This window comes from Rhodococcus qingshengii JCM 15477, from assembly GCF_023221595.1.
GTDB lineage: Bacteria > Actinomycetota > Actinomycetes > Mycobacteriales > Mycobacteriaceae > Rhodococcus_F > Rhodococcus_F qingshengii.
In genome coordinates, this window is the sequence record NZ_CP096563.1 from 5,714,805 (window position 1) to 5,736,149 (window position 21,345).

The following is a 21,345-nucleotide window of genomic DNA, read 5'->3' on the forward strand; positions in this document are numbered from 1 at the left end:
CGAATGAGATCCAGGTCTCCAACGCAACCGTGCGCCCGCGGGTTCGTGATAGCTTTCAAGTCCTCAGAGGACCTGAGGACTTGAAGACCTGAACGAAGGGATGCCCAAGGAGATGAAGAAGGGGCAAGTTGCATTTCTCACCGGCACACACGTCGTGAACGATCTGTACCAGGGGGCTGTGCCTGCGCTGTTGCCGTTCATGATGCTCGAACGCGGATATTCCTATTCCGCGGTCGCCGGAATCACGCTCGCCGCGACCGGACTATCCAGTGTCGTGCAACCTGCATTCGGCATGCTGGTCGATCGAAAGAGCCGAAACTGGCTGGTACCCACAGGTTTTGTGACGGCCGCAGCAGGCATTGTCGTGGCAGCGATGAGCACCACCTACATCGTCACTTGGCTGGCAATTGCCGTGGCCGGCATCGGCATCGCCGCATACCATCCTCCCGCCACAAATTTGGCACGCGCGGCTGGAGGTCATTCACAGAAAGCCATGAGCGTGTTCTCCGTGGGCGGTACGTTGGGCGCCTCGCTGGCGCCACCGTTTGTCACGCTCGTGGTTGGCTCACTCGGTTTGTCCGGCGGCTATCTACTCGCAGTTCCTGCAGTGGTGGCGGCTATTTGGTGGATGGTCGCCCAGTCGCGATCGGCCAACACGGGTGCGGCCGAGTCAGCCCAGTCGTTGAGTGCGCAACTGGCAGCGAACGGTCCCGTGTCAGACGATTGGCGCTCGTTCACGCGACTCGTGCTGGTAACGGTCTGTTGGTCAATTCCGTACGTGACCACACTGTCGTTGGTCTCACCGTTCGTGCTCAACGCACTGAACGGATCGTCCTCGAGCGCTGCAATCGTGTTGTCCTCCTTCACATTGGCAGGAGCGGCCGGAACGCTACTGGGTGGAGTCCTCGCGGACCGTCGTGGTCGACGCGCATCCATCCGACTCGGCTACCTGCTTGCGGTACCTTCACTGGCGCTGCTCGCTGCCGCTCCGAACGTTGCAGTTGCCGAATTGGGAATCGTCTGTCTCGGATTTGCTATGTTCCTGCCCTTCGCGCCACAGGTGACATTGGCGCAGGACTACCTACCGAATCGCCCCGGCACAGCAAGTGGGGTGACGCTCGGACTCGCGATGTCCGTGGGAGGCATCGCATCTCCACTGTTCGGCTACCTGGCAGATCACTTCGGACCGCGCATGGCGATCGGGGCGACAACTGCAGTGCTGTTCGTCGGCGCCGTCATCGCATTCACCTTGCGCGATCGACGCCTCGACCCGGAAGACGAGACGGAGCGCGAACTGGACGTCATCGCCCTTCGATAAACCATAAGACGGCCCCGTAGTCTGAAGATTCATCGGAGGACATGAAGTATTACTCGGTGAGCCGCTCCATTGCGGTTCACCGAGTCAGTCAGGAGCAGTCACATGGCAGTGCGCCAGATCAAGCAGCAGTCGCTGGTACAGAAAGCCGCGGACGAACTTGCGCGCCTCATCGGCGACGGCGAGTGGCCGGTCGGGACCAAAATCCCGAACGAACAGGATCTGAGCACACTCCTCGGAGTCGGGCGTTCGACCGGCAGAGAGGCCGTTCGCGCACTGATTGCGTCGGGCCAGCTCTACTCGCATCAAGGGTCCGGCACCTACGTCATGTCCTCGACACCGGTCACAGAACTCGAGCGAGAACTCAAACGCTCGGACCGCCGCGAAGTCTACGAAGTACGCAGACTCCTGGAAGTGGAAGCGGGCCGCCTGGCTGCCATGCGCCGAACTTCGGCCGACGTCGATCTGTTACAGGCAGCACTCGAAGCCCGTGAAAATGCCTCGACACCAACAGAATTTGTCGACGCTGACATGGAACTACATCGCGCCGTGGTGAATGCTGCGCACAACAGCGTGTTGTCGATGGTGTTCGATTCATTCATCGAAACGCTCTGCAACTCGGCCCTGGACGTGATCACCGACGTCGCGGCGCGAGACCCCGAATCGATCGACGACGAAGCCGCTGCCCACCGAGATCTAGTAGAAGCCATCGTCGCGGGTGATGCCGACGCTGCCAGCGCGGCAACGCGCAGGAACATGGACGGGCTCGACTGACCCTCTCTATCGTTGTCAGGCATGACGTCCACATCGCTCCCTCCACGGGGTCTCCGGATCGGTCTGTCCGCCATCGCGTGGCTAAACCTGCTCTCTGCGCTCGTAGGAATGGCGGGCCTGACGATCGGCGGCGGGATGGGCCTGCCTCCTGAGTGGATCGAGGGAACCGTCTTCCCTTCATATTTCTGGCCCGGAATCCTCCTCGGCGTTGTCGTCGGAGGCATCCAGGCCGCCGCGCTCTTCGCTCAGCACAACAGGTTCCGTCTGACGTGGGGCCTGCACGCGGCCGCCGGCCTGACCATGATGATCTGGATCTTCGTCGAGATCGCCATCGTTCTCGCCTGGTCGCCGCTGCAGGGCATCTTCTTCACCACCGGACTAGTCCAGACGATCCTCGCCGTTCTCGCACTCGGCGCCTGGCCTCACCCCTTCCTTCAACGAGTCGAGTAATGACGGAACCTGTTCTCGAACAACAGAATCACGACGGCCGGGCCCACCTCACCTTCTCGAAAAAGCCCTTGACTCGAAAGTATGTTCGAGTATGATGGGAGGTGAAACGGGGGGTTCTCATGACGATCAACATCACCGACGATACCGTCACCGACGTGGTCAACAACTCCGCCGTGGGTGTGCGCGGACGATTGTGGCGGCTTCACCCCAGCGACGTCCGCGAGATCGCCATCACCGCGTCAGCGGAAATCCTTCGCCTGGAAGCCATTCGAGTGGCCGCTGTCGACACCCTGACGTTGAACCCGGACGAACAAGTACTCTGCTACCGCGGCACCGGACAATGGCTCGCGAACCACACCATGCTGCAGATCTCCACCGGCAGAAGAATCGCAGCCCTGGGCAAAGCGCTACGGTCGTTTCCCGAGATCGAAGACCAATTCGATGCCGGTGACCTCACTTTCGAGCACGCAGCACTGATCGTGGCGTTCTGCGAATCCCCACCCAAGGCAATGCCCGACGCCGCACTACCGTACTGCCGCGACACACTCCTCGCCGCAGCATCCGGAACCGAAGCAACCACCGTCAAACTGCGCTACGCCATCAGCGTCCTCGAGCACATGTTCGAATCCGACGACCCACCACCAAGCGAAGACACCGACCGCAACGAACTGCGCATCTCCCCCACCCTCAACGGAAGAGTCGCCGTCCGAGGCGATTTCGACGGAGTGACCGGCGAAATGCTTCTCTCCGCCCTCTCCAACCTCTCCATGCCCACCCCCGCCGAAGACGGCACACCCGACAAACGACCCGCCGCCACACGCAACGCAGACGCCATGGCAGAACTCATCCGGCGCTACCTCGACAACGCTGCCACCGGCATCGACGGCGGCCAACGCCCACACCTGAACGTGCACATCAACGCCAAAGACCTGGCCTACCACCGTGAATGCGCCACAACGGGCGATGGCTCAACACCTGTCCCGTCCGAGGACGACGATCCCGGCATGCTCGATCTCGACTTTCACGATCTCGACAAACAAGATCTCGATGTCGGCCACATGCCCTGGATGGGACCACTGAGCATCGGCCGCACCCGCATGATCGCCTGCGACTGCATGCTCTCCAGCGTCCTCCTCGACGAAAACGGTGCCCCACTCGACGTCACCCCACTCAAAAGGCTTGTCACCGCAGCACAACGAACCGCACTGATCGCCCGCGACAAAGGATGCGCCTTCCCCGGCTGCGACTGCGTCCCCGCCTGGACCGACGCCCACCACATCAAACACTGGGCCAAAGGAGGACCAACCGTCATGGACAACCTGGTCCTGCTCTGCCGAACCCACCACACCCTGATGCACCGAAAACCCGGATTCACCGGCAAATGGGAAATCCGAATGGGCACCGATCACCTGCCCTGGTTCATCCCACCACCGGGCATCGACCCCGACCGGAAACCCCGCCGCTCCACCACACGACTCTGAACCCGGAGGTCACCGAGCACACGCCTCGGTGACCCATTCCGGCGTGCTTCGATAGCCGGAAAGGGCGGCACGGTGTCCCCTATTGCTAGTGTTGAGGACGTGTTTGCACAGGGACCCAACGCGCTGACGGTAGAAGGCCAGTCGACGCTTCAACACATAGATTTCACTGTTTTGGATTCTTTTCGATTTCCCGACCGGCAGGGCTTCCCCGATTCATATCGCGCATTCATCAGGCACGCAGGTTGGGCGCGGACCTTCGGACTCTGGCTCATCTATCCGCCCGTCCTTCCCGGATTTGCGGACGGCTGGCAAGGGCGCGCCCGCAACCTCACCGCCCATCTTCATTCGGTCTACAGAGAAGGACGGGATGACGAGTTCGATTGGATGATCGAACCCGACGGCGATTGGTCACTCCCTGACTCGCTGCAGGTTTTCGGATGGAGCGAAAACGGTGACGCTCTGCTGTGGGACACAGCATCCCGCGGCGCTGACGGAGAGTTTCCGGTTTGGGAATCGCGCTCGTTCAACTCCCTCCACCGCCTCGGCGGGAGCCTCTACGAAGTACTACCGTCCATTCGCACCCGGGCTCTGGGCCTGTTCGGACCTCGCGACCACGACATCGAACCCCTCTCACCGATCCCGCTCTGATGCGCGATCCGAACTACCGATACGCCGCGGACACAGCCACTAATACGAAACCTACGATGACGATCAGCGACAGATAACCGAGAACGAGGCCGGCCACTGCCAACCCACGCCCACTTTCGCCGGATTGGCGAATTTGATTCAGCGCCACATGACCCACTGGAATGGCAAGAACCCCACCGAAGATTCCAAGTACGAGTGCAACGATGGCCAAGGCATTCGTGCCGCCGACCACCCCAGGGAGCGGTGCCGCCACCTGCCTGACAGGCCCGAACGTCGAACGAAGGCTCCTCCCTAACAGCAGCGCCGCGGCCATATACAGCAACAGCCCCGCCACAGATCCGGCTATCCAGGCTCCACGAAACGCCGGCCCGTCGACGTCGAGGATCCTCCCCGCCGCCCTCACACCGGATCCTGCTGCACCGACCGCGATACTCAAATTCACTGCGCCAGGAATAACGGCAAGCATGGCAATGGCACCGACACCAAGCGACAATGCCGGGCCACCGCGACGCCGCCACGCCAACGAACTCATCAGCGCTGCAAACAAAGTCACAGCGGCGCCTAGAAGCCCAGTCACAAATCCGACAACGACTCCCGTCTCGAAGTCCCCACCTAGATGACGAGCAACCCACTGTGCCCAGGCCCGCGCGAATGGCGGCCCGAGCGTCAGCGAGACAACGACCGTTGCAACCGCAGCGCACGCCACGACACTGATGACCCGCAGAATCCACCCCAGATAACCGGAATGCGAATTATTCTGCGCAACAGTAGTTTCCGAGTCGATCACCAGGATTCCTTCGTTCAGAGTGTGAGTACAGAACGGCTCTAGCTGTCACTCCACACAGAACCGTGGCCGGACCGGCTCACTCATCTGATCAAGTTCTGGCGCCTGTGTCTGTAGTTCGTTCGCACGACCAAACCGGCGATAGCAACGATTACATATTTGTGTTAGCGTTGTTTCCATGGGTTCGAGAGCAAAGATTCTGGCCGCGGCAACCGAGCTGCTCAACACCTCCCCCAACGGCGACATATCCACCCGCGCCGTGTGCGAGATGGCCGGCGTCGGCGCCCCCGCGCTCTACCGTCAGTTCGGCGACAAGGACGGTCTGCTCGCAGCCGTCGTCGAGGCGGGCTTCTTCGAATACCTCGAAGGTAAACGCGCTGCGACACCTTCCGATGACCCCGTTGCCGATCTACGGGCCGGCTGGGATGCGCACACCGCCTTCGCGCTCGCGCATCCCGCTCACTACCGCTTGATGCACTCACCTTCCGCCCAGAGCGCCGACACCGCCCTGCAGGCTCAGGCGCTACTTCGATCCGTTCTCGAACGATGCGCTGCGGCAGGTGTTCTGACCGTATCGGTCGACGTGGCTACGCAGATGGTGATGTCCGCCAATGCGGGCGTCGCTCTGATGCTCGTCGTCAGGCCGGAACAGTACCCCGATCCGACGCTGTCACAGCGAGTTCGCGACGGAATCTTCGCGTCCATCATCGACGAATCCGACGCCCACCCCGAAACCTCACTCAACAGAGTTGCATCTACTCTCGACGCCCAACTGGCCGCCGCAGATTCAACTTCTCTCTCCGCCAACGAAGTCGGCCTACTACGAGAGTGGCTTCGCAAGCTGTCCGATGCAACTGAAACCAGTTCAGGAGTTACATCATGACTGACACCACCACCCGCATCGCCATCGTCACTGGCGCTTCCGGCGGCATCGGGCGAGCGACTGCCGAGAAGCTCGCCGCCGACGGAATGGCTGTCGCCGTGCACTATTCAGGAAACATTCAACGCGCCCAGGAAACAGCTGACGCCATCGTCGCTGCGGGCGGTCGCGCCATAGCGGTGCATGCGGACGTCGCCGACGAAGGTGAAGTCGCGGCCCTGTTCGATACGGTCGAGGAGGAGTTCGGGGGCATCGACGTCGTCGTCCATGCAGCCGGAATCATGATCCTCTCCACCGTCGCAGAACTGAACTTCGACGATTTCGATCGGATGCATCGGACCAACGTCCGAGGGACCTTCGTGGTCGACCAGCAGGCAGCCAGACGGGTCCGGCGCGGTGGTGCGATCATCAATTTCTCCACCTCCGTGAAGAAGCTGGCGTTTCCGACTTATGCCGCGTACGCCGCCACCAAAGGTGCTGTCGACGCGATCACTCTGGTTCTCGCGAAAGAGCTACGGGGACGCGATATCACGGTCAACGCCGTAGCCCCAGGCCCCACGGCCACCGATCTATTCCTTGACGGGAAAGACGAAGCTACAGTGGAGAACCTGTCCAAGCTGGCCCCCCTGGAACGCCTCGGCACACCGGCGGACATCGCGGAGGCTGTCGCGTTTCTCGCCGGCCCAGCTCGTTGGGTCAATGGCCAGGTCATCTACGTCAACGGCGGAGTGATTTAGCAAAACCATCGTCTAAGGAGCACACCTTGGCAATTCCGACAAAACAGTCAAACCAGTCGACTTTGGTTGTAATGTGCAAACAATGGATAACCAGGATCGAGGGTCCGCCCGGACGTCACGACGGCAGTTCATCAGCGTTGCAGGGCTGGCGGCAACCGCGGTCATAACCCTCGCGACCTCCTCGACCGCCGGCGCCGCCGGCCCCACTGCACCCAATCCAGGTTCGCGGGTCGACGATCCTGCGGAAGCCCAAGCGGTACAGCGCGTCGCAGAGACACTGCTGAACAGCGGAGTCCCCGGTCTTGCCTTCGCCATCGTCAAACCGGATGAGAAGAACCGCAAGGCGAGTGTCACCACTACGTACCACTACGGATATGCCGACGTCGAAAACGGCGTGAGAGTCACTCCACGAACGCAATTCGAGATCGCCTCGGAGACCAAGACCTTCACCGCTGCACTACTGGCGAAACTGATCGCTCGGGGAGAAGTCGGATTGGACGACCTGGCGAGCAAGTATTCGGATGGCAACCCGCTGCCGAAAGGCATCGGCGGCGAGGAGATCACGCTTCGCCAACTGGTCACCCACCGTTCCGGTCTGAGCGACGACCCGCCCAATCTTTCGGCGGGGTGTGCCGATCCCACACGATCGTGCACGGACGAGAAGGCGAAGTACACCAGAAATATGCTCTGGAAAGGACTCCAAGACGCCGGCGCCTTGGAGTTCGCCCCCGGTAGCCACTGGCTGTACTCGGACTTCGGGTTCGGACTGCTCGGCACACTGATGGCCGACAAAATCATTCCGGGACAAGAGAAGCCACCATTCGCGGCGGCAGTCGCCCGCGAAATCACCGACCCGCTCGGGATGATGGGTACCGTGATCGAGACCAAAGCAACCGACCTTGCCGTTCCGTACCACCTCGACGGCACACGAGCGCCTCTGTGGAACAACACGGGTGCGATCGCAGGCGGGGGTGGGCTGGTCAGCACCGCCGAGGACATGTCGATTTGGGCTGCAACAACTCTCGGCTACGGAAACAACCCGCTCAAACCAGTCCTGACCTCGATGCTCGAGCAGATCGACACGCAAGCTCCGGAGAATCCTGCATTCGGAATGGGAATGGCGTGGCAGCTCCAACCCCCGACGCCGAACTTCCCACAACGGTTCGCCAAGAAAAACGGAGACAGCTCGGGATCCAACTGCATCACCCTGCTGGTTCCCGACAGCGGCTGGTCGATCACGATTCTGGCGAACGGTGGAAATGCGGCGATGATCGACCCTGCAGCCGTGAACCTGATGCATGATCTGGTTCCGAGACGACCGATATTCGGTAGCTCGACGGGAACTTCGTCGGGCAGCGACGTCGGCTTCCAGACCGGGTCATTCGGATAGGCCCACTTGCCTACAGGCGCTACATCTTCGTCGAGCGCGCCATCACGAAGCAGTAGAGCCCGTAGGTGATGATGCCCAATCCGGCAAGGATCAGCAGCGCCACTCCGTACGGCTGCGCGCCCAGCGTCTTGAACGCTCCGTCGAGTCCGGAGGACTTGCCGGGTTCGGAACTGTTGACCGCAAGAAGAACCAGAATGCCGACTGCAGCGATGGCCAAGCCCTTGGCGACGTACCCGACGGTTCCGAGTCGGCGCACGAAGTTGCTGGGTGTGCCTTTCAGATCATCGAGGAAGTTCTGGCTCGCGCCCTTGTACACGTGGTACACACCAACGGCGATGATCGCGATCCCGCCGATCACCAATGCGATAGTTCCAAGCGTGTTCTCCATCAAACGCGCCGTGATCCCCGCACTCTGACCGCTGCTGGACTTCCCGCTACCGCGGGCGAATCCGAATGCAGTGAAAGCAAAACCGAAATAGACGAGCGAAATGCCCAGAGCCTTTGCGCGGTTGAAGAACTCTTTCTTCTTGTCGTCAGAGGACGGCGACGACGAGCTTCCCAACGCAGCTTCGGCCAATCTCCACAACGCCATGGCAAGGAAGGCCACGACGCCGACCCACAGAGCGAAGACACCCCCTGGCTTTCCTGCCAACTCGGCCATCGCACCCGATTGGTCCGCAGACCCGGATCCACCGAGAGCAAGGCGGATCGCGATATATCCGATCAGCAGATGAACCACACCGCTGACGACGAATCCGGCACGGGCAAAGCGCTCGAAGACATTGTTCTGTGCGACGTCAGCCGCCGTGGACGCGACGCTCTTCTGGTCGTGCGGTGACGATTCTTTATTCATCATGATCGTCGAACCATATACGGGCAGACGCTTCCCTCGAACGCCTGCATCAAGTGTTTCGAGATCAAGGGTTTCGAGGGTTCTGATCCGGCGTCGACCGCGGTTCTTCGGGGTTGGGAACCTTGGGGTCGATCGTGTCTGCATGATCTCGTTGCTGGTTCAGTTCCTCGCGAGAACTCGTCGCCTCTTTCCGATGCTGCGCTGCATGATGTTGCAGCGCAGACGCTTCCGCCGCTTTGGCGTCGGCCTCTGCCTGCACCATGCGCGCTTTGGCTGCTGTCTCTTCTGCCCGCGCCTCGCGCTCGCCTACTTGCAGTGACTTGTCTGCGACGTCTTCGCGGATCTGTTCTGCCTCGATGTGACGACGCTCGTCACGCCTGTTTCGCGCCACCCACAGGAGTGCGGCCACGATCGCTATCACCACGACCACGGCAACAATTATCCAGATAATGCTGCTGGTACTCATACTGCGAGAGGTACCCACCTGCGACTTTCTCACACGCAGGCAAACAAATACGCTGAAATTACAGGTCGGTCGGATGTGTGTTGGCTCCGCATAAAACCACGCACAGTTCACCGTCGGACGGCGGCGACACCGTTCCGTTCAGAACCGGAGCCAATGCTGCTGCGGTTCCCAACTCCACCAGAATCCGGAACTCCCGCCACAGGAATGCCCGCGCCTGTCGGATCGAATCATCTTCGACCACAACACTGTCTACCGAACTCTCATGCAGTGTCTCCCAGGCGATGGCACCAATTCGTGTAGCCCCCAACGAGTCTCCGGCGATACTGTTTACTTCGATATCCACCGGACGCCCCGCATCGAGCGAGGTGTGCAAGGTGGCAGCTCCGGTCGGCTCGACGGCTACCACGTGATCTTCGGGACGAGCCGCCGCGACGATTCCAGAGACCAATCCGCCGCCGCCGACTGCAACGCAATACGTGATCGGTCCGGATGCGTCGTCTTCGAGCTCGAGAGCGATGGTGCCGGCCCCACTGACGATGTCGGGCAGGTCGTAGGCATGCAGTTCGAGCGCACCGCTGGTGCGTGCGATGTCCGCCGCAGCGGCAGCAGCGAGTGCATACCGGTCGCCTACCTTGTGAACGGTTGCACCCAACTCTCCGAGAGCCTTCACCTTGGCATCAGGCGCTGTCTCCGGCACCACCACTGTGCAGGTGAGTCCTCGTCGCCGCGCTGCCCACGCGGCCCCGATTGCAGCGTTGCCGCCAGACGCGATCACCACGCCGGCATCGGGCATGGTGCCGTCGGCGACCGCTCGTTCCACTGCATTGAGACTGCCGCGCACTTTGAAGGAACCGCCGTGCTGGAGGTACTCGAGCTTGAACAGAACCGGTACCTCACCCTGTGGCGTCGGTAGCGCAGTGCGAAAGATCGGAGTACGCCGCACCAGTCCCGCGATACGAGTCCGCGCAGCTTCGACGTCCGAGCGCTCGATTGCCACTGGACCTGCATTGTTGTCGGCGGTGAGAGTCATGTACCAACCCTACGGTTCGCAACGTCGACCCGAAGCAGTCGGCCCATCGTCATCATGATGTCTGTTTTTCACCAAGGAATGCCCGCATCTGACCGAGACAATGCACCTCGGGGTGAATAAATTTACTACTACAAGCACAACGACGACATCAAGGAAAGGCACACCCCATGTCGAAGATCGCAGTATTCGGTGGAAACGGTTTTGCAGGAAGCGCAATCGCGAAAGAAGCCGCTTCACGCGGCCACGAGGTAACCGTCGTCGCTCGCAGCGCGCAGTCCGGAACCGACACGAATGTCGTGCAGGGTTCTGTTCACGACAACACGATCGTGGAGCAGATCACGGCAGACAACGACGTCGTTGTCGTTGCCATCCCCGCTCGCGAGATCGACGGCAAGCGCCTGCTCGACGCCGTCACTCCCCTCGCAGATGCCGCCGCACGCAACGGTGCTCGCATTGCCGTAGTCGGTGGCGCCGGCAGCCTGTTGGTCTCCGAGGGTGGGCCACGCGTCGTCGACACCCCCGACTTCCCGGACGCATACAAGGGTGAGGCACTCGCTCACGCCGACGTCCTCGATGCGCTCCGCGCGACCGACAGCAATGTCGACTGGTTCTACGTGAGCCCGGCCGCTGCGTTCGGTGCCCATGCCGGCGTCGCCCCGAAGGGATCGTTCCAGTTGGGTGGCGACATTCTCCTGACGGACGCCGAGGGCAACTCCGCCATCGCGGGCGAAGACTACGCACACGCTTTTGTCGACGAGATCGAGACTCCGGCCCACCGTCGCCAGCGTTTCACCGTCGCACACTGAATATGAGCAACCTTCGTAGGCGCGCAGCCTGGATGACTGTTCCCGCTGCCGCCGCACTCCTGCTCACCGCGTGCTCCAACGACGCGGAATCCGCAACGCCCAGCAGTTCTACGACGTCCACGAGCGTTGTTGCCGAACAGGGCGATCAACTCGAATCCAACAAGACCGTCGTCACGGACTTCTACGAACTGGCGTTCAACGGCCGTCAGGTACAGCAAGCCGCCGACCGGTACCTTGGCGACGTCTACATCCAGCACAACCCCACCGCCGCCGATGGGGCAGCCGGATTTGTCAGCGGCATAGGCGGTTACGTCGAGGCCACACCCGGATTGCATGCCGAGATCACTCGCGTTTTCGCCGAGGGCGATCTGGTTGCCCTCCAGTCCCACACCACGTCTGCACCCGGCGACCGCGGCCAGGCGGTATTCGACATCTTCCGCGTCGACAACGGCAAGATCGTCGAACACTGGGATGCCATTCAAGACGTGCCGGAAACGTCCGCGAATCCGAACACGATGTTCGACGGACCCACCTCGTCGCCGTCCAAGTCGTCAGAAGTCTTGGAGCGCAACACGGCCAACGCGTTGACGTTCCTGCAGCTCGCCTTCAACGAAGGCAAAGCCGCCGAGGCTGCCGACCAGCTGGTCGGTCCGACCTACACGCAGCACAACCCCTCGTTCGCTGACGGCAAGGACGCATTTGTCACCACACTGGCCGGGATCGAACCCGTTACCGAAGACAAGGCCACCAAGTTTCCACGGACGGTAGCCGAGGGCGACTTCGTCTTTGTTCAGACCTTCGCTTCGTCCGGTGAGGGAACGGCCGGCAGCGGCTCGATGGACATCTTCCGATTCGACGAGAACGGCAAAATCGTCGAGCATTGGGACGCCGTCCAGGACTACCCGTCGACGACTGCAAGCGGCAACACCGTGTGGGACGACGGTCGCTGAGACGGCAACTCCGAACAGTTCAGAGAGGGATGCGGATCAGCCGACGTTGATTCGTTCTGTGTCGCCGTCGTAGTAGTCCAACAATCTCTGATCCATCACCCGGCGCCACAGCGGTGGAATCCACGCGATCACGATCATCACTGCGTAGCCGGCCGGAAGTTGCGGCGCTTCGGCCGCGCTACGCAGACTTTGGTACCGCAGCTTCGGGTTGGCGTGGTGATCGCTGTGCCGCTGCAGTTGGTAGAGAAACAGATTGCTCACGACGTGATCGCTGTTCCAACTGTCAGCGGGGCTGCAGCGAACGTACGAGCCGTCGGCACGCTTGCCACGCAGCAGGCCGTAATGCTCGAGGTAGTTCGCGGCTTCGAGGAAGGTGAATCCGGCAACTGCCTGCAGCAGGAGCCAGGGCGCGACCTCCCAACCGAAGATACCGGTCAGCGTCGCGAAGAGGACAACACTCATCGCCCAAGCGTTGAGAATATTGTTCTCGAAGCTCCAGGTTCGTTTGCCTTTCCTCTGGAGTCGAGCGCTCTCGATGCGCCATGCCGAATGCAGCCCGCCGAACACACTTCGTGGCAAGAACCTCCAGAAGCTCTCACCGAACCGTGAGCTGGCCGGGTCCTGCGGAGTAGCTACACGCACATGGTGGCCGAAATTGTGTTCCACGTAGAAGTGCCCGTAGAGAGATTGCGCAAGCGCCACTTTCGCGAGCCACTGTTCGATCTTCTCGCTCTTGTGGCCGAGCTCGTGGGCCGCGTTGATACCGACGCCGGCGACGACGCCCACCGTGAACGACATCGCGATCTTCTCCGCGATTCCCATCGGAGCGTTGATCCAGCACCAGCAGGCGAAGACCAGACCGGCGTATTGCAAGGGGAGGAACGCGTAAGTGCACCAGCGGTAGTAGCGGTCCTTCTGCAGTCGTGGGATCGCATCGTCCGGCGGACTTTCGCCGTCTTCACCGGCCAGCATGTCGATGATCGGGATGACGATGACCAGTAGCCACGCGCCGGTCGCCCAGAACAATCCGAGACGAAGGTTGTCGACGAGAAACCAGGAGATGAACGGGCTGAGTGGAATCAGCAATCCGAGCGGCCACAGGTACCTCTTGCGGTCGCGCCAGCGCGGATTTTCGCCGGACGGCGAGTCGGTGTTCTGGACAGCGTTCGATTCGGTACGCCGTGCGTCGGAAGTCGCTGTCATTCGCCGATCTCGCCTTTCGTCCCCTCGAACGATTCGCCCCACGCACCGTTCACGCTCAGCAAACCAGAACTAATGCCCGGACGGGTATGGTCCCGAAATCCAGAGCGCCCTGCTCGAAAGACGGCACGAGCGCTTGTACTCACCAGAAACTCCCCCGCACATCACTGCTCACCCCGACAGTAGATACGGACAAAATACCCCACGGATCTGCGGGGATGGCGACCACCTCCGCACGTCGCCGAGGATCGATGATCCCTGCCAAGGCAAGGTCGAACCGCGTCGCCCTCGTCGAAGTAACGGTAACCGGCAGTGACAGAAATCATAAGCAGAGGACAGGATTTCCGCTCGTAGTGGCGACCAAAAAGACTGCGCGCCCTCAACTGGTCAGTTGCGGGCACGCAGTGAAAAGGTGAGCAAGCGTCAGAGCGTTGCAAACACCTTCGTTTTCACTTCGTTCAGCCAACCGTTCGCGGTCACGAAGTCTGTGACGCTCGACTGCAATCCGAAGACGTGCCCGGCCTGCGCCGCCGGCAGCCTCGTGAAGAGGTTGTCGTCGAGGACCGCCTGAACCGCCGCACTGGTCGACCCGTCCGCGTTCAGCGGATACAGCACGACCGTCACGCCGTTCAGGATGTCGGCCAACTGCTCCATCGGATAGGACGCGTATCCGGCATCGGTGTAATTGGTCGGAACACCGGGCCCGTACGCCAATCCGAGTTCGTTGACCACCAAATTGCCGATCGCACCGGTGGGCTGCTGAACCGAGAAAGCGCCGGGCGCGTCTCCGAGTGAAATGTGAATCCACTTGTTGGTCGCGATCACGTCGGCGTACTCGCCACGGACACGTTCGAGATTCTCTTCGTAAGCAGTCCGCGTCGACTCGAGCACGTCGGTCTTGCCAATTGCCTCAGCAAGCTCGGTGGTGATCTTCTTCCAGTCGCCTCGGCTCTCTCCCTTGACGATGACGGTGGGTGCAATGCCGGACAGACGGTCGAACGCCGCTTGGTCCACCTCGTCGGCGTCGCCGACAATGATGTCGGGATCCGCCGCAGCGATCGCTTCGAAGTTCATTTCCCCGAAAGGCCCGATGGTCGGGAGCCCGTCGACGAAGGCCTGCTGCTCCGGCGTGAATTCACTGATCCACTTGCCGTAGTCCTGCACAGCAGCCGGTTTCACTCCGAGAGACATGAGCTGCCAAGGAGTGTCGTACGACGCGGCGACGACGCGCTCAGGTGAAACCGGCACCTCGATGTCCCCGTACGCCGACGCGACGGTCCGGACGTCCGTCTGCTCGGAGTCGGCCGACGACGAGGAACAGCCGGTCACCACCATCGCACCTACGACGGCAACCGCCGCCGCTGCAATGACTCTGGAACCGAAAGAAAATGATCGAATTGCGCGCACGCAGAACTCCTACAGGGTGATTGTTTAGCCAACCCTAAGTTCATTCTGCGGCACGGCACAAGTCCGATCGAGATGCTTTGAGTCGCTGTTCGGACTAGTCCTGTAGCCAATCGGTCATTGGCGCGCGCGGATGATCGATCAGGCTTGCAAACTCCCCCGGCGTCACGCCCATCGTTCGACGAAAAGCCGCACCGAACGCGCTTTCGGAACGAAAACCCGTCTTCCGCGCCACAAACGAGATGCTTCGACCGAGTGCCAGAAGTTGCATCGCATGATGAGCCCGCAGTCGCATACGCCATTCCGAGAAGGTCAATCCGGTCTCGGCCGGAAACCGTCGTGTGAGAGTCCTCGTACTGACCTTCGCGTCGGTGGCCCACTCCTCGACCGATCGGGTGTCGGCCGGGCTGGCAACCAACTGATCTGCGATCTGCCGAAGCCACGGCGTCGTCGGCAGCGGCACATCGAAAATCAGTCGCGGAACGGGTTCGACGAGGTCGATGGCAAACGCCTCGGCTCGTCGACGAGCCGCGTCGGTCAAGTCGTCTCGGGTGAGGTGATCGAGTACTTGTTCGAGCAGCGGAGGGGTGGACAAGGCCACCACACGATCCAACCCGGTCACATCGGATGCCACCAACCACGTGCACGACAATTCTGTGCCGCTACGCGCCGTCACCTCGTGGGGAACATAGGACGGGATCCACAGACTGACCCCGCTCGGCACCGTGTACACAGTCTCCGGAGTACGGACCTCGAGAACACCGTCGATCGCCCACAGCAATTCGTGATCGCTGTGGCGGTGCATCTCCCACGTGTAGTCGGAATCGACGGCCAGCCGATTGGTCGCCAACCGCAAGTACCCGTCGGCACTGACGCGCAGCGGTCGAACGACGCGTTGCCACTCGGACAGTTCGTCGAGCGGACTGCTGAGCGGGTAGTCGATCTGCTCGCTCACCGCAGCGTCGACAGTTCGGGATGTCCGAACAGGCCAGGCAACCCACCGGTGTGCAGGAAGACCGTTTTTGATCCCGCCGTGATGGCTTTGTCCTTCACGAGTTGGATCAATCCCGCAAAGGCTCGGCCGGTGTACGTCGGGTCGAGGAAGATGCCCTCCGTACGAGCCAATAATCGAATCGCGCCGGCTGATGCTTCCGTGAGCGTCGAATATCCTTGTCCAACTTGGTTTCGCAGGATCTGAAGATCTGCGGCTCGCATAGCCGGACCAGGCATCTCGTCCAACAACCCAGCGACAGTCGACACTGGATCGGCAACAGCCCCGACATCAACGCCCACAACTCTGTCGACGCCCAGATGCGCGACAAGTCCAGCCATCGTTCCACCCGATCCGAGTGCAACCACGACGCGATCGACGCCGGCGAGTTGCTGTTCGATCTCGCGTGCGCAGTCCACGTATCCCTGCGCAGCCACCGCGCTGGTACCACCGAAGGGAATGACAAAAGGTACACCGCCCGAGTCCGCGACGGCCTGCACCGCGGCGTCGAGCGCGGATGCCGTGTCCCCACCGGCCCAGACGATCTCAGCGCCTGCGAGTGCATCCAGAACGAGATTTCCCTGCGCGGATTCCGGCTCGGCACCACCGAGCACCAGCACACAACGCAATCCCAAACGGGCTGCTGCCGACGCAGTCAAGCGAGCGTGATTGCTTTGCGGCGCACCGGTAGTGATCAGAGTCGTCGCGCCGACGGCCAAAGCCTGAGCGCAGGTGTACTGCAGCTTTCGGATCTTGTTGCCGCCGCCGCCCAGGCCGGTGACGTCGTCACGTTTGATCCACAGATCTTCCGGCCCCAATCCGAGTGCCTGCGCGCAACGCGCCAGAGGTTCGACGGGCGTCGGCCAACTGCCCAAGCTGATCGGCGGAACGGCGGAACTCAACATTTGACGAGTCTAGTTCGACCGTGCACCTACAGGCTGGGCTCGCATACAGTCGGGACATGGGAACTTTCACGACGACCACACGTGATGTACCGCTGACCGTCAGCCGACCGGATTCGCCGAGTGAACCGAGACATGCGGTAGTAGTTCTCCAAGAAGCGTGGGGCGTGAACCAACACATCGAGAGCATCCTCGAACGCCTCGCCGATGCCGGCTACCTTGCCGTCGCCCCGCATCTCTACCACCGCGGCGCACAGACCTCCTTCACCGACTTCCCGTCCGCGAAGGATGCGCTCATGGCACTCGACAGCACAAGCATCGGCCACGACGTACGTGCCGCCGTCGACTACAGCCGATCCGAGGGAGCAGACAAAGTCGGCTCCCTCGGATTCTGCATGGGCGGCACCGCATCCCTGTGGTGTGCCGCCGTACCCCTCGTCGATTCCGCTGTCACGTACTACGGTGGCGGCGTTGCAGAAGCCCGATGGGATGGGATTGCCGCAGGCACCGAACTTGCAGCGCAACTGCAGGTCCCGTGGCTCGGTCACTACGGCGACCTCGATCCCAGTATCCCGCCGGAGAGCGTCGAGCAATTGCGCGCAACCGCGTCCGATCTCGCCCGGGTGTACCGTTATTCCGACGCCGGCCACGCGTTCAACAACGACACTTCGACCAGCCACTACGCCCCGGATTCTGCTGCCCTCGCCTGGACCCGCACTATGGAGTTCTTCAACGAAACCCTTTGATTGCCAGCGCGAGTCAGGGCACCCGCTTGACCACCGTGCCGGTGATCTCGTCCTGAACCTGCTCAGCCGTCACCGCTCGACTCTGTGCCCGACGTGAGCGGGTGAAGTAGTAGATGCCGATCACGGCGAGGACAAACGGTACTCCGAACACCAAGGTCATCTTGAAATCCTCGACCCACAACGTCGTGACGAGGATCGCGACCATGAGGACACCTCCCAGTATCGTCCCCACCGGGAAGAACGGAATCGTGAAGGAGAGTGTCCGTCCTTCGCTCGCCATCCGCTTGCGAAAGAACCAGTGCGTCACGAAGATCAGCAGCCACGTCGCCATTGCCCCGAACATCGACAGCGAGATCATCAAGGTGAATGCCTGCTCGGGAAAGAGAACGTAGACGATTGTTGCGACGGCGATACCCGACGTCGACAGCAGCAAGGCATTGACCGGTGAGCCGTTGGCCCTGACCTTGCCGAGAATGGCCGGCGCGTCACCAGCACGGGAGAGCGAGAACATCATTCGCGAAGACACGTACAGCTGACTGTTCATCGCGGACAGCGCGGCAATGATCACCACGAAGTTCAGCACGCTGTCTGCGCCCGGAATCTTCACGACCTGCATCACCGTGACGAAAGGGCTTCCGCCGCTCAATATCTTGTCCATCGGAGCGATTGCCAGAATCAAGGCAAGCGTTGCGATGTAGAAGACGAACAGTCGGACGATCGTCACACGGAATGCCTTCTTCACCGCCACTGCCGGGTTTTCCGCCTCACCGGCCGCAATGGCGATCATCTCGATGCTCAAGTAGCTGAAGATCGATACGATCACGGCAAACCACATGCCGGACAAACCATTCGGGAAGAATCCGCCACCGGCCGTGTAATTGTGGAATCCGTAGTCCGGGTTTCCGCTACCGAACACGACGTACGCTGCCATCACGATGAACGCCACGATCGCGAAGACCTTGATCGTCGAGAACCAGTACTCCATCGTTCCGAAGGCCTTGACGTTGAACATGTTCACGCCGATCAGCACTCCGGAGAACAACACGATCCACAGCCACGACGGTACGTCGGCGAACCAGAACCGCATGTATTCACCGATCGCGGTGACCTCGGTCCCGACCGCGAGGACGATGCATGACCAGTAGAGATAGCGAACGAGGAAGCCGATCAACGGTCCGACGTAGAATTCTGCGTACGCACCGAACGAACCTGATGTCGCATGTGCAACAGTCATTTCGGCGAGGGCACCCATCAGCAGGAGGGCGATCAACCCGCCGATCGCGTAACTGATGATGACGCTCGGGCCGGCAAAGCCGATGGCGAACTTACTGCCGAGGAAGAGTCCGGTGCCGATTGCACCGCCGAGCGCGATCATGCTCATCTGCTTGGGGCCGAGTTCGCGTTTGAGACCTGATTCTCGCTGCTGAATGTTTTTGAAATCACTCATGAAAGCTCCTTGCGAAAGGCGGTACCTCCCGGTCCGCGGAAACTTGGAAGAATCAGGTGACTGCGTCGCGCTCGCGGAATTCGGGGCGATCCCAGGACTTGTTCTCGAGGATGTCTCGCAACACGTCGACGGCGTTCCACACGTCGGCGTATCCGAGATAGAGCGGAGTGATACCGAACCTCAGCACTCCTGGTTCGCGGTAGTCGCCGATGACGCCCCGCGCGATGAGAGCCTTCATGATGGAATAGCCCTCGGGATGAACAAAACTCACGTGCGAGCCACGACGCTCGTGCTCGCGCGGCGTGATCAACTCCAAACCGTAAGCAGCGCAACGCTCCTCGGCGAGGCCGATGAAGAGATCGGCCAGCGCGAGCGACTTGCTGCGGATGTCGGCCATGTCAGCTTTGAGCATGATGTCGAGACCACATTCGACGAGTGACAACGACGTGATGGGTTGAGTACCACTCAGAAACCGTCGTATTCCTGCGCCCGGTTCGTAGGCCGACTCCATCGCGAACGGTCGCGCGTGCCCCCACCACCCGGACAGCGGCTGGATTCCGGTGTTCTGATGGCGACGGTTGACCCAGATGAATGCAGGTGAACCCGGACCGCCATTGAGGTACTTGTACGTACACCCGACCGCGAAGTCGGCGTCGGCACCGCTCAGATCGACAGTGACGGCGCCGGCCGAGTGTGCGAGATCCCAGATCATGAGGGCGCCACGTTCCTGCACTGCTGCAGTGACTTCCGTCATCGCATACAGGTTTCCGGTGCGGTAGTTGACGTGCGACAACATCACTACGGCGGTGTCCGGTCCTACTGCTTCGGTGAGGTCGCCCGGTTGGTCGATCAGGCGTAGTTCGTATCCCTGATCGAGCAGCGAGATGATGCCCTCCGCAATGTAGAGGTCAGTGGGGAAATTGTCGCGCTCGGAGACGATCACCTTCCGGCTGGGATCCTGAGCAGCCGCGATGGACAGCGCAGAGGCCAATGCCTTGAACAGGTTGATCGACGTCGAATCCGTCACTACCACTTCGCCTTCACCTGCTCCCAGCAACGGGGCAAGTTTGTCACCGAGGCGGACCGGGAGGTCGAACCATCCAGCCTCGTTCCAACTGCGAACCAAGCCGTTGCCCCACTCGTCGCCGATCACTCTCGCGGCGCATTCCTGCGCGGCAATGGGACGCGCGCCGAGCGAGTTTCCGTCGAAGTAGAGAACGCCCTCCGGAATCGCGAACTCGCGGCGGAACTCCCTCAGGGGATCCACTGCGTCGGCCTTGACGCAGTCTTCCAACGAAAGTGTGGCTGTCGATGTCATGACGATTCTTCTCCTGCATGTGTCGGCGTTGAGGGTGATGAAGGCAGAGTCCGGAGCACGGCCCGTACCGGGCTGGCATCGAGGTCGAGGAACTTCAGCGGCAGTGCGATCAACTCGTAGTAGCCTTCGTCGACGTCGTCGAGGCAAAGTCCTTCGAGGATCGCGACGCTACGATCGCTTGCCGCGTGGTGCCCGTCCATGGTCTTGCTGTCCATCGGATCGAACGAGGCGCCGTCGATTCCGATCAGAACTCCACCGCGGTCGGCGAACCAGTGGGTCAGCTCCGGAGAAACACCGGCGAAGTCGTTGTCCCACTTGCGTGGGTACTTCGGGTACGTCCTCAGAATCAGCCGTTGCGGCAGATGGCCGCCGAGTCGCTCCACGGTCTCTTCGACGGGCCTGATGCAGGCGGCACCGTCGACCCCCGTCATGTCGACCACCAGTGCTTCGCCGAGATAGGGCTCGAGGGGAACGGAACCAATGGTCGCGCCGTCGATGCGAGTGTGCGCCGGCGCATCGGCGTGAGCACCGATATGCGGAGTGGTGGTGATTCGGTTGATGGTGACGGCGTCACTGCCGCCGAGGTCGGACGTGACAGCGCGGGTGAAGGCGGTGTCGCCTGGCCACACGGGCGTCGATTCGGAGATCGGCGGGCTGATGTCGATCAACCGCGCCCTCCAGTCGCCCGTGTGTCCGTCGCCCGCGTGTCGGCCGATCCTCGGAAGCATCCAGACCCCTTCGTCGCAACAGTCGACTGTGTAGATCTCGACCGT

22 protein-coding genes are annotated in these 21,345 nt (G+C 61.3%); 11 read left to right on the forward strand and 11 right to left on the reverse strand.

The window, feature by feature from the left end:
- Nucleotides 1-112: 112 nt before the first annotated feature.
- The 5 genes from M0639_RS26385 to M0639_RS26405 all read left to right on the forward strand — a co-directional run bounded on the left by M0639_RS26385 (nt 113) and on the right by M0639_RS26405 (nt 4,668).
- Nucleotides 113-1,318 (forward strand): MFS transporter, encoded by a 1,206-nt coding sequence (locus M0639_RS26385; protein WP_051649716.1) that lies wholly within the window; start codon nt 113-115, stop codon nt 1,316-1,318.
- A gap of 102 nt (nt 1,319-1,420) precedes the next feature.
- Complete coding sequence (locus M0639_RS26390) at nt 1,421-2,089, forward strand: FadR/GntR family transcriptional regulator (RefSeq protein WP_064073844.1); 669 nt, start codon at nt 1,421-1,423, stop codon at nt 2,087-2,089.
- 21 nt (nt 2,090-2,110) lie between these two features.
- On the forward strand, nt 2,111-2,539 hold the full coding sequence (locus M0639_RS26395; protein ID WP_228401410.1) for a hypothetical protein: 429 nt from the start codon (nt 2,111-2,113) through the stop codon (nt 2,537-2,539).
- A 119-nt stretch (nt 2,540-2,658) separates the two neighbouring features.
- Nucleotides 2,659-4,020, forward strand: coding sequence for an HNH endonuclease signature motif containing protein (locus tag M0639_RS26400; RefSeq protein ID WP_217017947.1), 1,362 nt, complete (start codon nt 2,659-2,661; stop codon nt 4,018-4,020).
- Between the two features lie 99 nt (nt 4,021-4,119).
- Complete coding sequence (locus M0639_RS26405; RefSeq protein WP_231915194.1) at nt 4,120-4,668, forward strand: SMI1/KNR4 family protein; 549 nt, start codon at nt 4,120-4,122, stop codon at nt 4,666-4,668.
- Nucleotides 4,669-4,681: 13 nt separating this feature from the next.
- Here the strand turns inward: M0639_RS26405 and M0639_RS26410 are convergent, their stop codons facing one another.
- Nucleotides 4,682-5,455 (reverse strand): DUF4190 domain-containing protein, encoded by a 774-nt coding sequence (locus M0639_RS26410; RefSeq protein ID WP_064074975.1) that lies wholly within the window; start codon nt 5,453-5,455, stop codon nt 4,682-4,684.
- A gap of 175 nt (nt 5,456-5,630) precedes the next feature.
- Between M0639_RS26410 and M0639_RS26415 the strand changes: the two genes are divergently transcribed.
- From M0639_RS26415 to M0639_RS26425, 3 genes are all read left to right on the forward strand, one after another.
- Nucleotides 5,631-6,335: a TetR/AcrR family transcriptional regulator gene (locus M0639_RS26415; protein WP_064074976.1), complete on the forward strand. Its 705-nt coding sequence runs from the start codon at nt 5,631-5,633 to the stop codon at nt 6,333-6,335.
- Nucleotides 6,332-7,069, forward strand: coding sequence for an SDR family oxidoreductase (locus M0639_RS26420; protein ID WP_064074977.1), 738 nt, complete (start codon nt 6,332-6,334; stop codon nt 7,067-7,069). The genes M0639_RS26415 and M0639_RS26420 overlap by 4 nt, the downstream gene beginning before the upstream one ends.
- Before the next feature lie 82 nt (nt 7,070-7,151).
- On the forward strand, nt 7,152-8,459 hold the full coding sequence (locus M0639_RS26425) for a serine hydrolase domain-containing protein (protein ID WP_064074978.1): 1,308 nt from the start codon (nt 7,152-7,154) through the stop codon (nt 8,457-8,459).
- A gap of 19 nt (nt 8,460-8,478) precedes the next feature.
- On the opposite strand, the gene M0639_RS26430 is transcribed toward M0639_RS26425, so the two are convergent.
- The 3 genes from M0639_RS26430 to M0639_RS26440 all read right to left on the reverse strand — a co-directional run bounded on the left by M0639_RS26430 (nt 8,479) and on the right by M0639_RS26440 (nt 10,808).
- Entirely contained in the window at nt 8,479-9,315 is an 837-nt protein-coding gene (locus M0639_RS26430) for a DUF1206 domain-containing protein (protein WP_003943056.1), read from the reverse strand.
- A gap of 61 nt (nt 9,316-9,376) precedes the next feature.
- Complete coding sequence (locus M0639_RS26435) at nt 9,377-9,778, reverse strand: hypothetical protein (RefSeq protein WP_020971062.1); 402 nt, start codon at nt 9,776-9,778, stop codon at nt 9,377-9,379.
- A gap of 58 nt (nt 9,779-9,836) precedes the next feature.
- Nucleotides 9,837-10,808, reverse strand: coding sequence for a serine/threonine dehydratase (locus tag M0639_RS26440; RefSeq protein WP_064074979.1), 972 nt, complete (start codon nt 10,806-10,808; stop codon nt 9,837-9,839).
- Nucleotides 10,809-10,975: 167 nt separating this feature from the next.
- Between M0639_RS26440 and M0639_RS26445 the strand changes: the two genes are divergently transcribed.
- Both M0639_RS26445 and M0639_RS26450 read left to right on the forward strand, forming a co-directional pair.
- Nucleotides 10,976-11,614 (forward strand): NAD(P)-dependent oxidoreductase, encoded by a 639-nt coding sequence (locus M0639_RS26445; protein WP_030536013.1) that lies wholly within the window; start codon nt 10,976-10,978, stop codon nt 11,612-11,614.
- A gap of 32 nt (nt 11,615-11,646) precedes the next feature.
- Complete coding sequence (locus M0639_RS26450) at nt 11,647-12,564, forward strand: nuclear transport factor 2 family protein (protein ID WP_248671215.1); 918 nt, start codon at nt 11,647-11,649, stop codon at nt 12,562-12,564.
- Between the two features lie 36 nt (nt 12,565-12,600).
- On the opposite strand, the gene M0639_RS26455 is transcribed toward M0639_RS26450, so the two are convergent.
- The 4 genes from M0639_RS26455 to M0639_RS26470 form a co-directional block, all read right to left on the reverse strand.
- On the reverse strand, nt 12,601-13,767 hold the full coding sequence (locus M0639_RS26455) for an alkane 1-monooxygenase (RefSeq protein ID WP_064074981.1): 1,167 nt from the start codon (nt 13,765-13,767) through the stop codon (nt 12,601-12,603).
- A gap of 420 nt (nt 13,768-14,187) precedes the next feature.
- Nucleotides 14,188-15,171 (reverse strand): ABC transporter substrate-binding protein, encoded by a 984-nt coding sequence (locus M0639_RS26460; RefSeq protein WP_030536016.1) that lies wholly within the window; start codon nt 15,169-15,171, stop codon nt 14,188-14,190.
- Nucleotides 15,172-15,265: 94 nt separating this feature from the next.
- On the reverse strand, nt 15,266-16,123 hold the full coding sequence (locus tag M0639_RS26465; protein ID WP_030536017.1) for a helix-turn-helix transcriptional regulator: 858 nt from the start codon (nt 16,121-16,123) through the stop codon (nt 15,266-15,268).
- Nucleotides 16,120-17,064, reverse strand: a complete 945-nt coding sequence (locus M0639_RS26470) for a D-cysteine desulfhydrase family protein (RefSeq protein WP_064074982.1) — start codon at nt 17,062-17,064, stop codon at nt 16,120-16,122. The genes M0639_RS26465 and M0639_RS26470 overlap by 4 nt, the downstream gene beginning before the upstream one ends.
- A gap of 56 nt (nt 17,065-17,120) precedes the next feature.
- On the opposite strand from M0639_RS26470, the gene M0639_RS26475 reads away from it, so the two are divergent.
- The gene (locus M0639_RS26475; protein ID WP_064074983.1) at nt 17,121-17,807 is read left to right on the forward strand and encodes a dienelactone hydrolase family protein; all 687 of its coding nucleotides are present in this window, start codon (nt 17,121-17,123) and stop codon (nt 17,805-17,807) included.
- A gap of 13 nt (nt 17,808-17,820) precedes the next feature.
- Here the strand turns inward: M0639_RS26475 and M0639_RS26480 are convergent, their stop codons facing one another.
- Genes M0639_RS26480 through kynB form a run of 3 tightly spaced genes read right to left on the reverse strand, consistent with a single transcriptional unit; the run spans nt 17,821 to nt 21,300 of the window.
- Complete coding sequence (locus M0639_RS26480; RefSeq protein ID WP_064074984.1) at nt 17,821-19,254, reverse strand: amino acid permease; 1,434 nt, start codon at nt 19,252-19,254, stop codon at nt 17,821-17,823.
- 52 nt (nt 19,255-19,306) lie between these two features.
- Nucleotides 19,307-20,572, reverse strand: coding sequence for a kynureninase (kynU, locus tag M0639_RS26485; protein WP_064074985.1), 1,266 nt, complete (start codon nt 20,570-20,572; stop codon nt 19,307-19,309).
- Nucleotides 20,569-21,300: an arylformamidase gene (gene kynB / locus M0639_RS26490; protein ID WP_050655978.1), complete on the reverse strand. Its 732-nt coding sequence runs from the start codon at nt 21,298-21,300 to the stop codon at nt 20,569-20,571. The genes kynU and kynB overlap by 4 nt, the downstream gene beginning before the upstream one ends.
- Nucleotides 21,301-21,345 lie beyond the last annotated feature (45 nt).

Coding starts and splice junctions, on each gene's coding strand:
- M0639_RS26385 (WP_051649716.1), top strand. CDS start 113: ATGAAGAAGGGGCAAGTTGCATTTCTCACCGGCACACACGTCGTGAAC.
- M0639_RS26470 (WP_064074982.1), bottom strand. CDS start 17,064: ATGTTGAGTTCCGCCGTTCCGCCGATCAGCTTGGGCAGTTGGCCGACG.
- M0639_RS26430 (WP_003943056.1), bottom strand. CDS start 9,315: ATGATGAATAAAGAATCGTCACCGCACGACCAGAAGAGCGTCGCGTCC.
- M0639_RS26455 (WP_064074981.1), bottom strand. CDS start 13,767: ATGACAGCGACTTCCGACGCACGGCGTACCGAATCGAACGCTGTCCAG.
- M0639_RS26480 (WP_064074984.1), bottom strand. CDS start 19,254: ATGAGTGATTTCAAAAACATTCAGCAGCGAGAATCAGGTCTCAAACGC.
- kynU (WP_064074985.1), bottom strand. CDS start 20,572: ATGACATCGACAGCCACACTTTCGTTGGAAGACTGCGTCAAGGCCGAC.
- M0639_RS26475 (WP_064074983.1), top strand. CDS start 17,121: ATGGGAACTTTCACGACGACCACACGTGATGTACCGCTGACCGTCAGC.
- M0639_RS26420 (WP_064074977.1), top strand. CDS start 6,332: ATGACTGACACCACCACCCGCATCGCCATCGTCACTGGCGCTTCCGGC.
- M0639_RS26435 (WP_020971062.1), bottom strand. CDS start 9,778: ATGAGTACCAGCAGCATTATCTGGATAATTGTTGCCGTGGTCGTGGTG.
- M0639_RS26390 (WP_064073844.1), top strand. CDS start 1,421: ATGGCAGTGCGCCAGATCAAGCAGCAGTCGCTGGTACAGAAAGCCGCG.
- M0639_RS26425 (WP_064074978.1), top strand. CDS start 7,152: ATGGATAACCAGGATCGAGGGTCCGCCCGGACGTCACGACGGCAGTTC.
- M0639_RS26395 (WP_228401410.1), top strand. CDS start 2,111: ATGACGTCCACATCGCTCCCTCCACGGGGTCTCCGGATCGGTCTGTCC.
- M0639_RS26415 (WP_064074976.1), top strand. CDS start 5,631: ATGGGTTCGAGAGCAAAGATTCTGGCCGCGGCAACCGAGCTGCTCAAC.
- M0639_RS26450 (WP_248671215.1), top strand. CDS start 11,647: ATGACTGTTCCCGCTGCCGCCGCACTCCTGCTCACCGCGTGCTCCAAC.
- M0639_RS26445 (WP_030536013.1), top strand. CDS start 10,976: ATGTCGAAGATCGCAGTATTCGGTGGAAACGGTTTTGCAGGAAGCGCA.
- kynB (WP_050655978.1), bottom strand. CDS start 21,300: ATGCTTCCGAGGATCGGCCGACACGCGGGCGACGGACACACGGGCGAC.
- M0639_RS26440 (WP_064074979.1), bottom strand. CDS start 10,808: ATGACTCTCACCGCCGACAACAATGCAGGTCCAGTGGCAATCGAGCGC.
- M0639_RS26400 (WP_217017947.1), top strand. CDS start 2,659: ATGACGATCAACATCACCGACGATACCGTCACCGACGTGGTCAACAAC.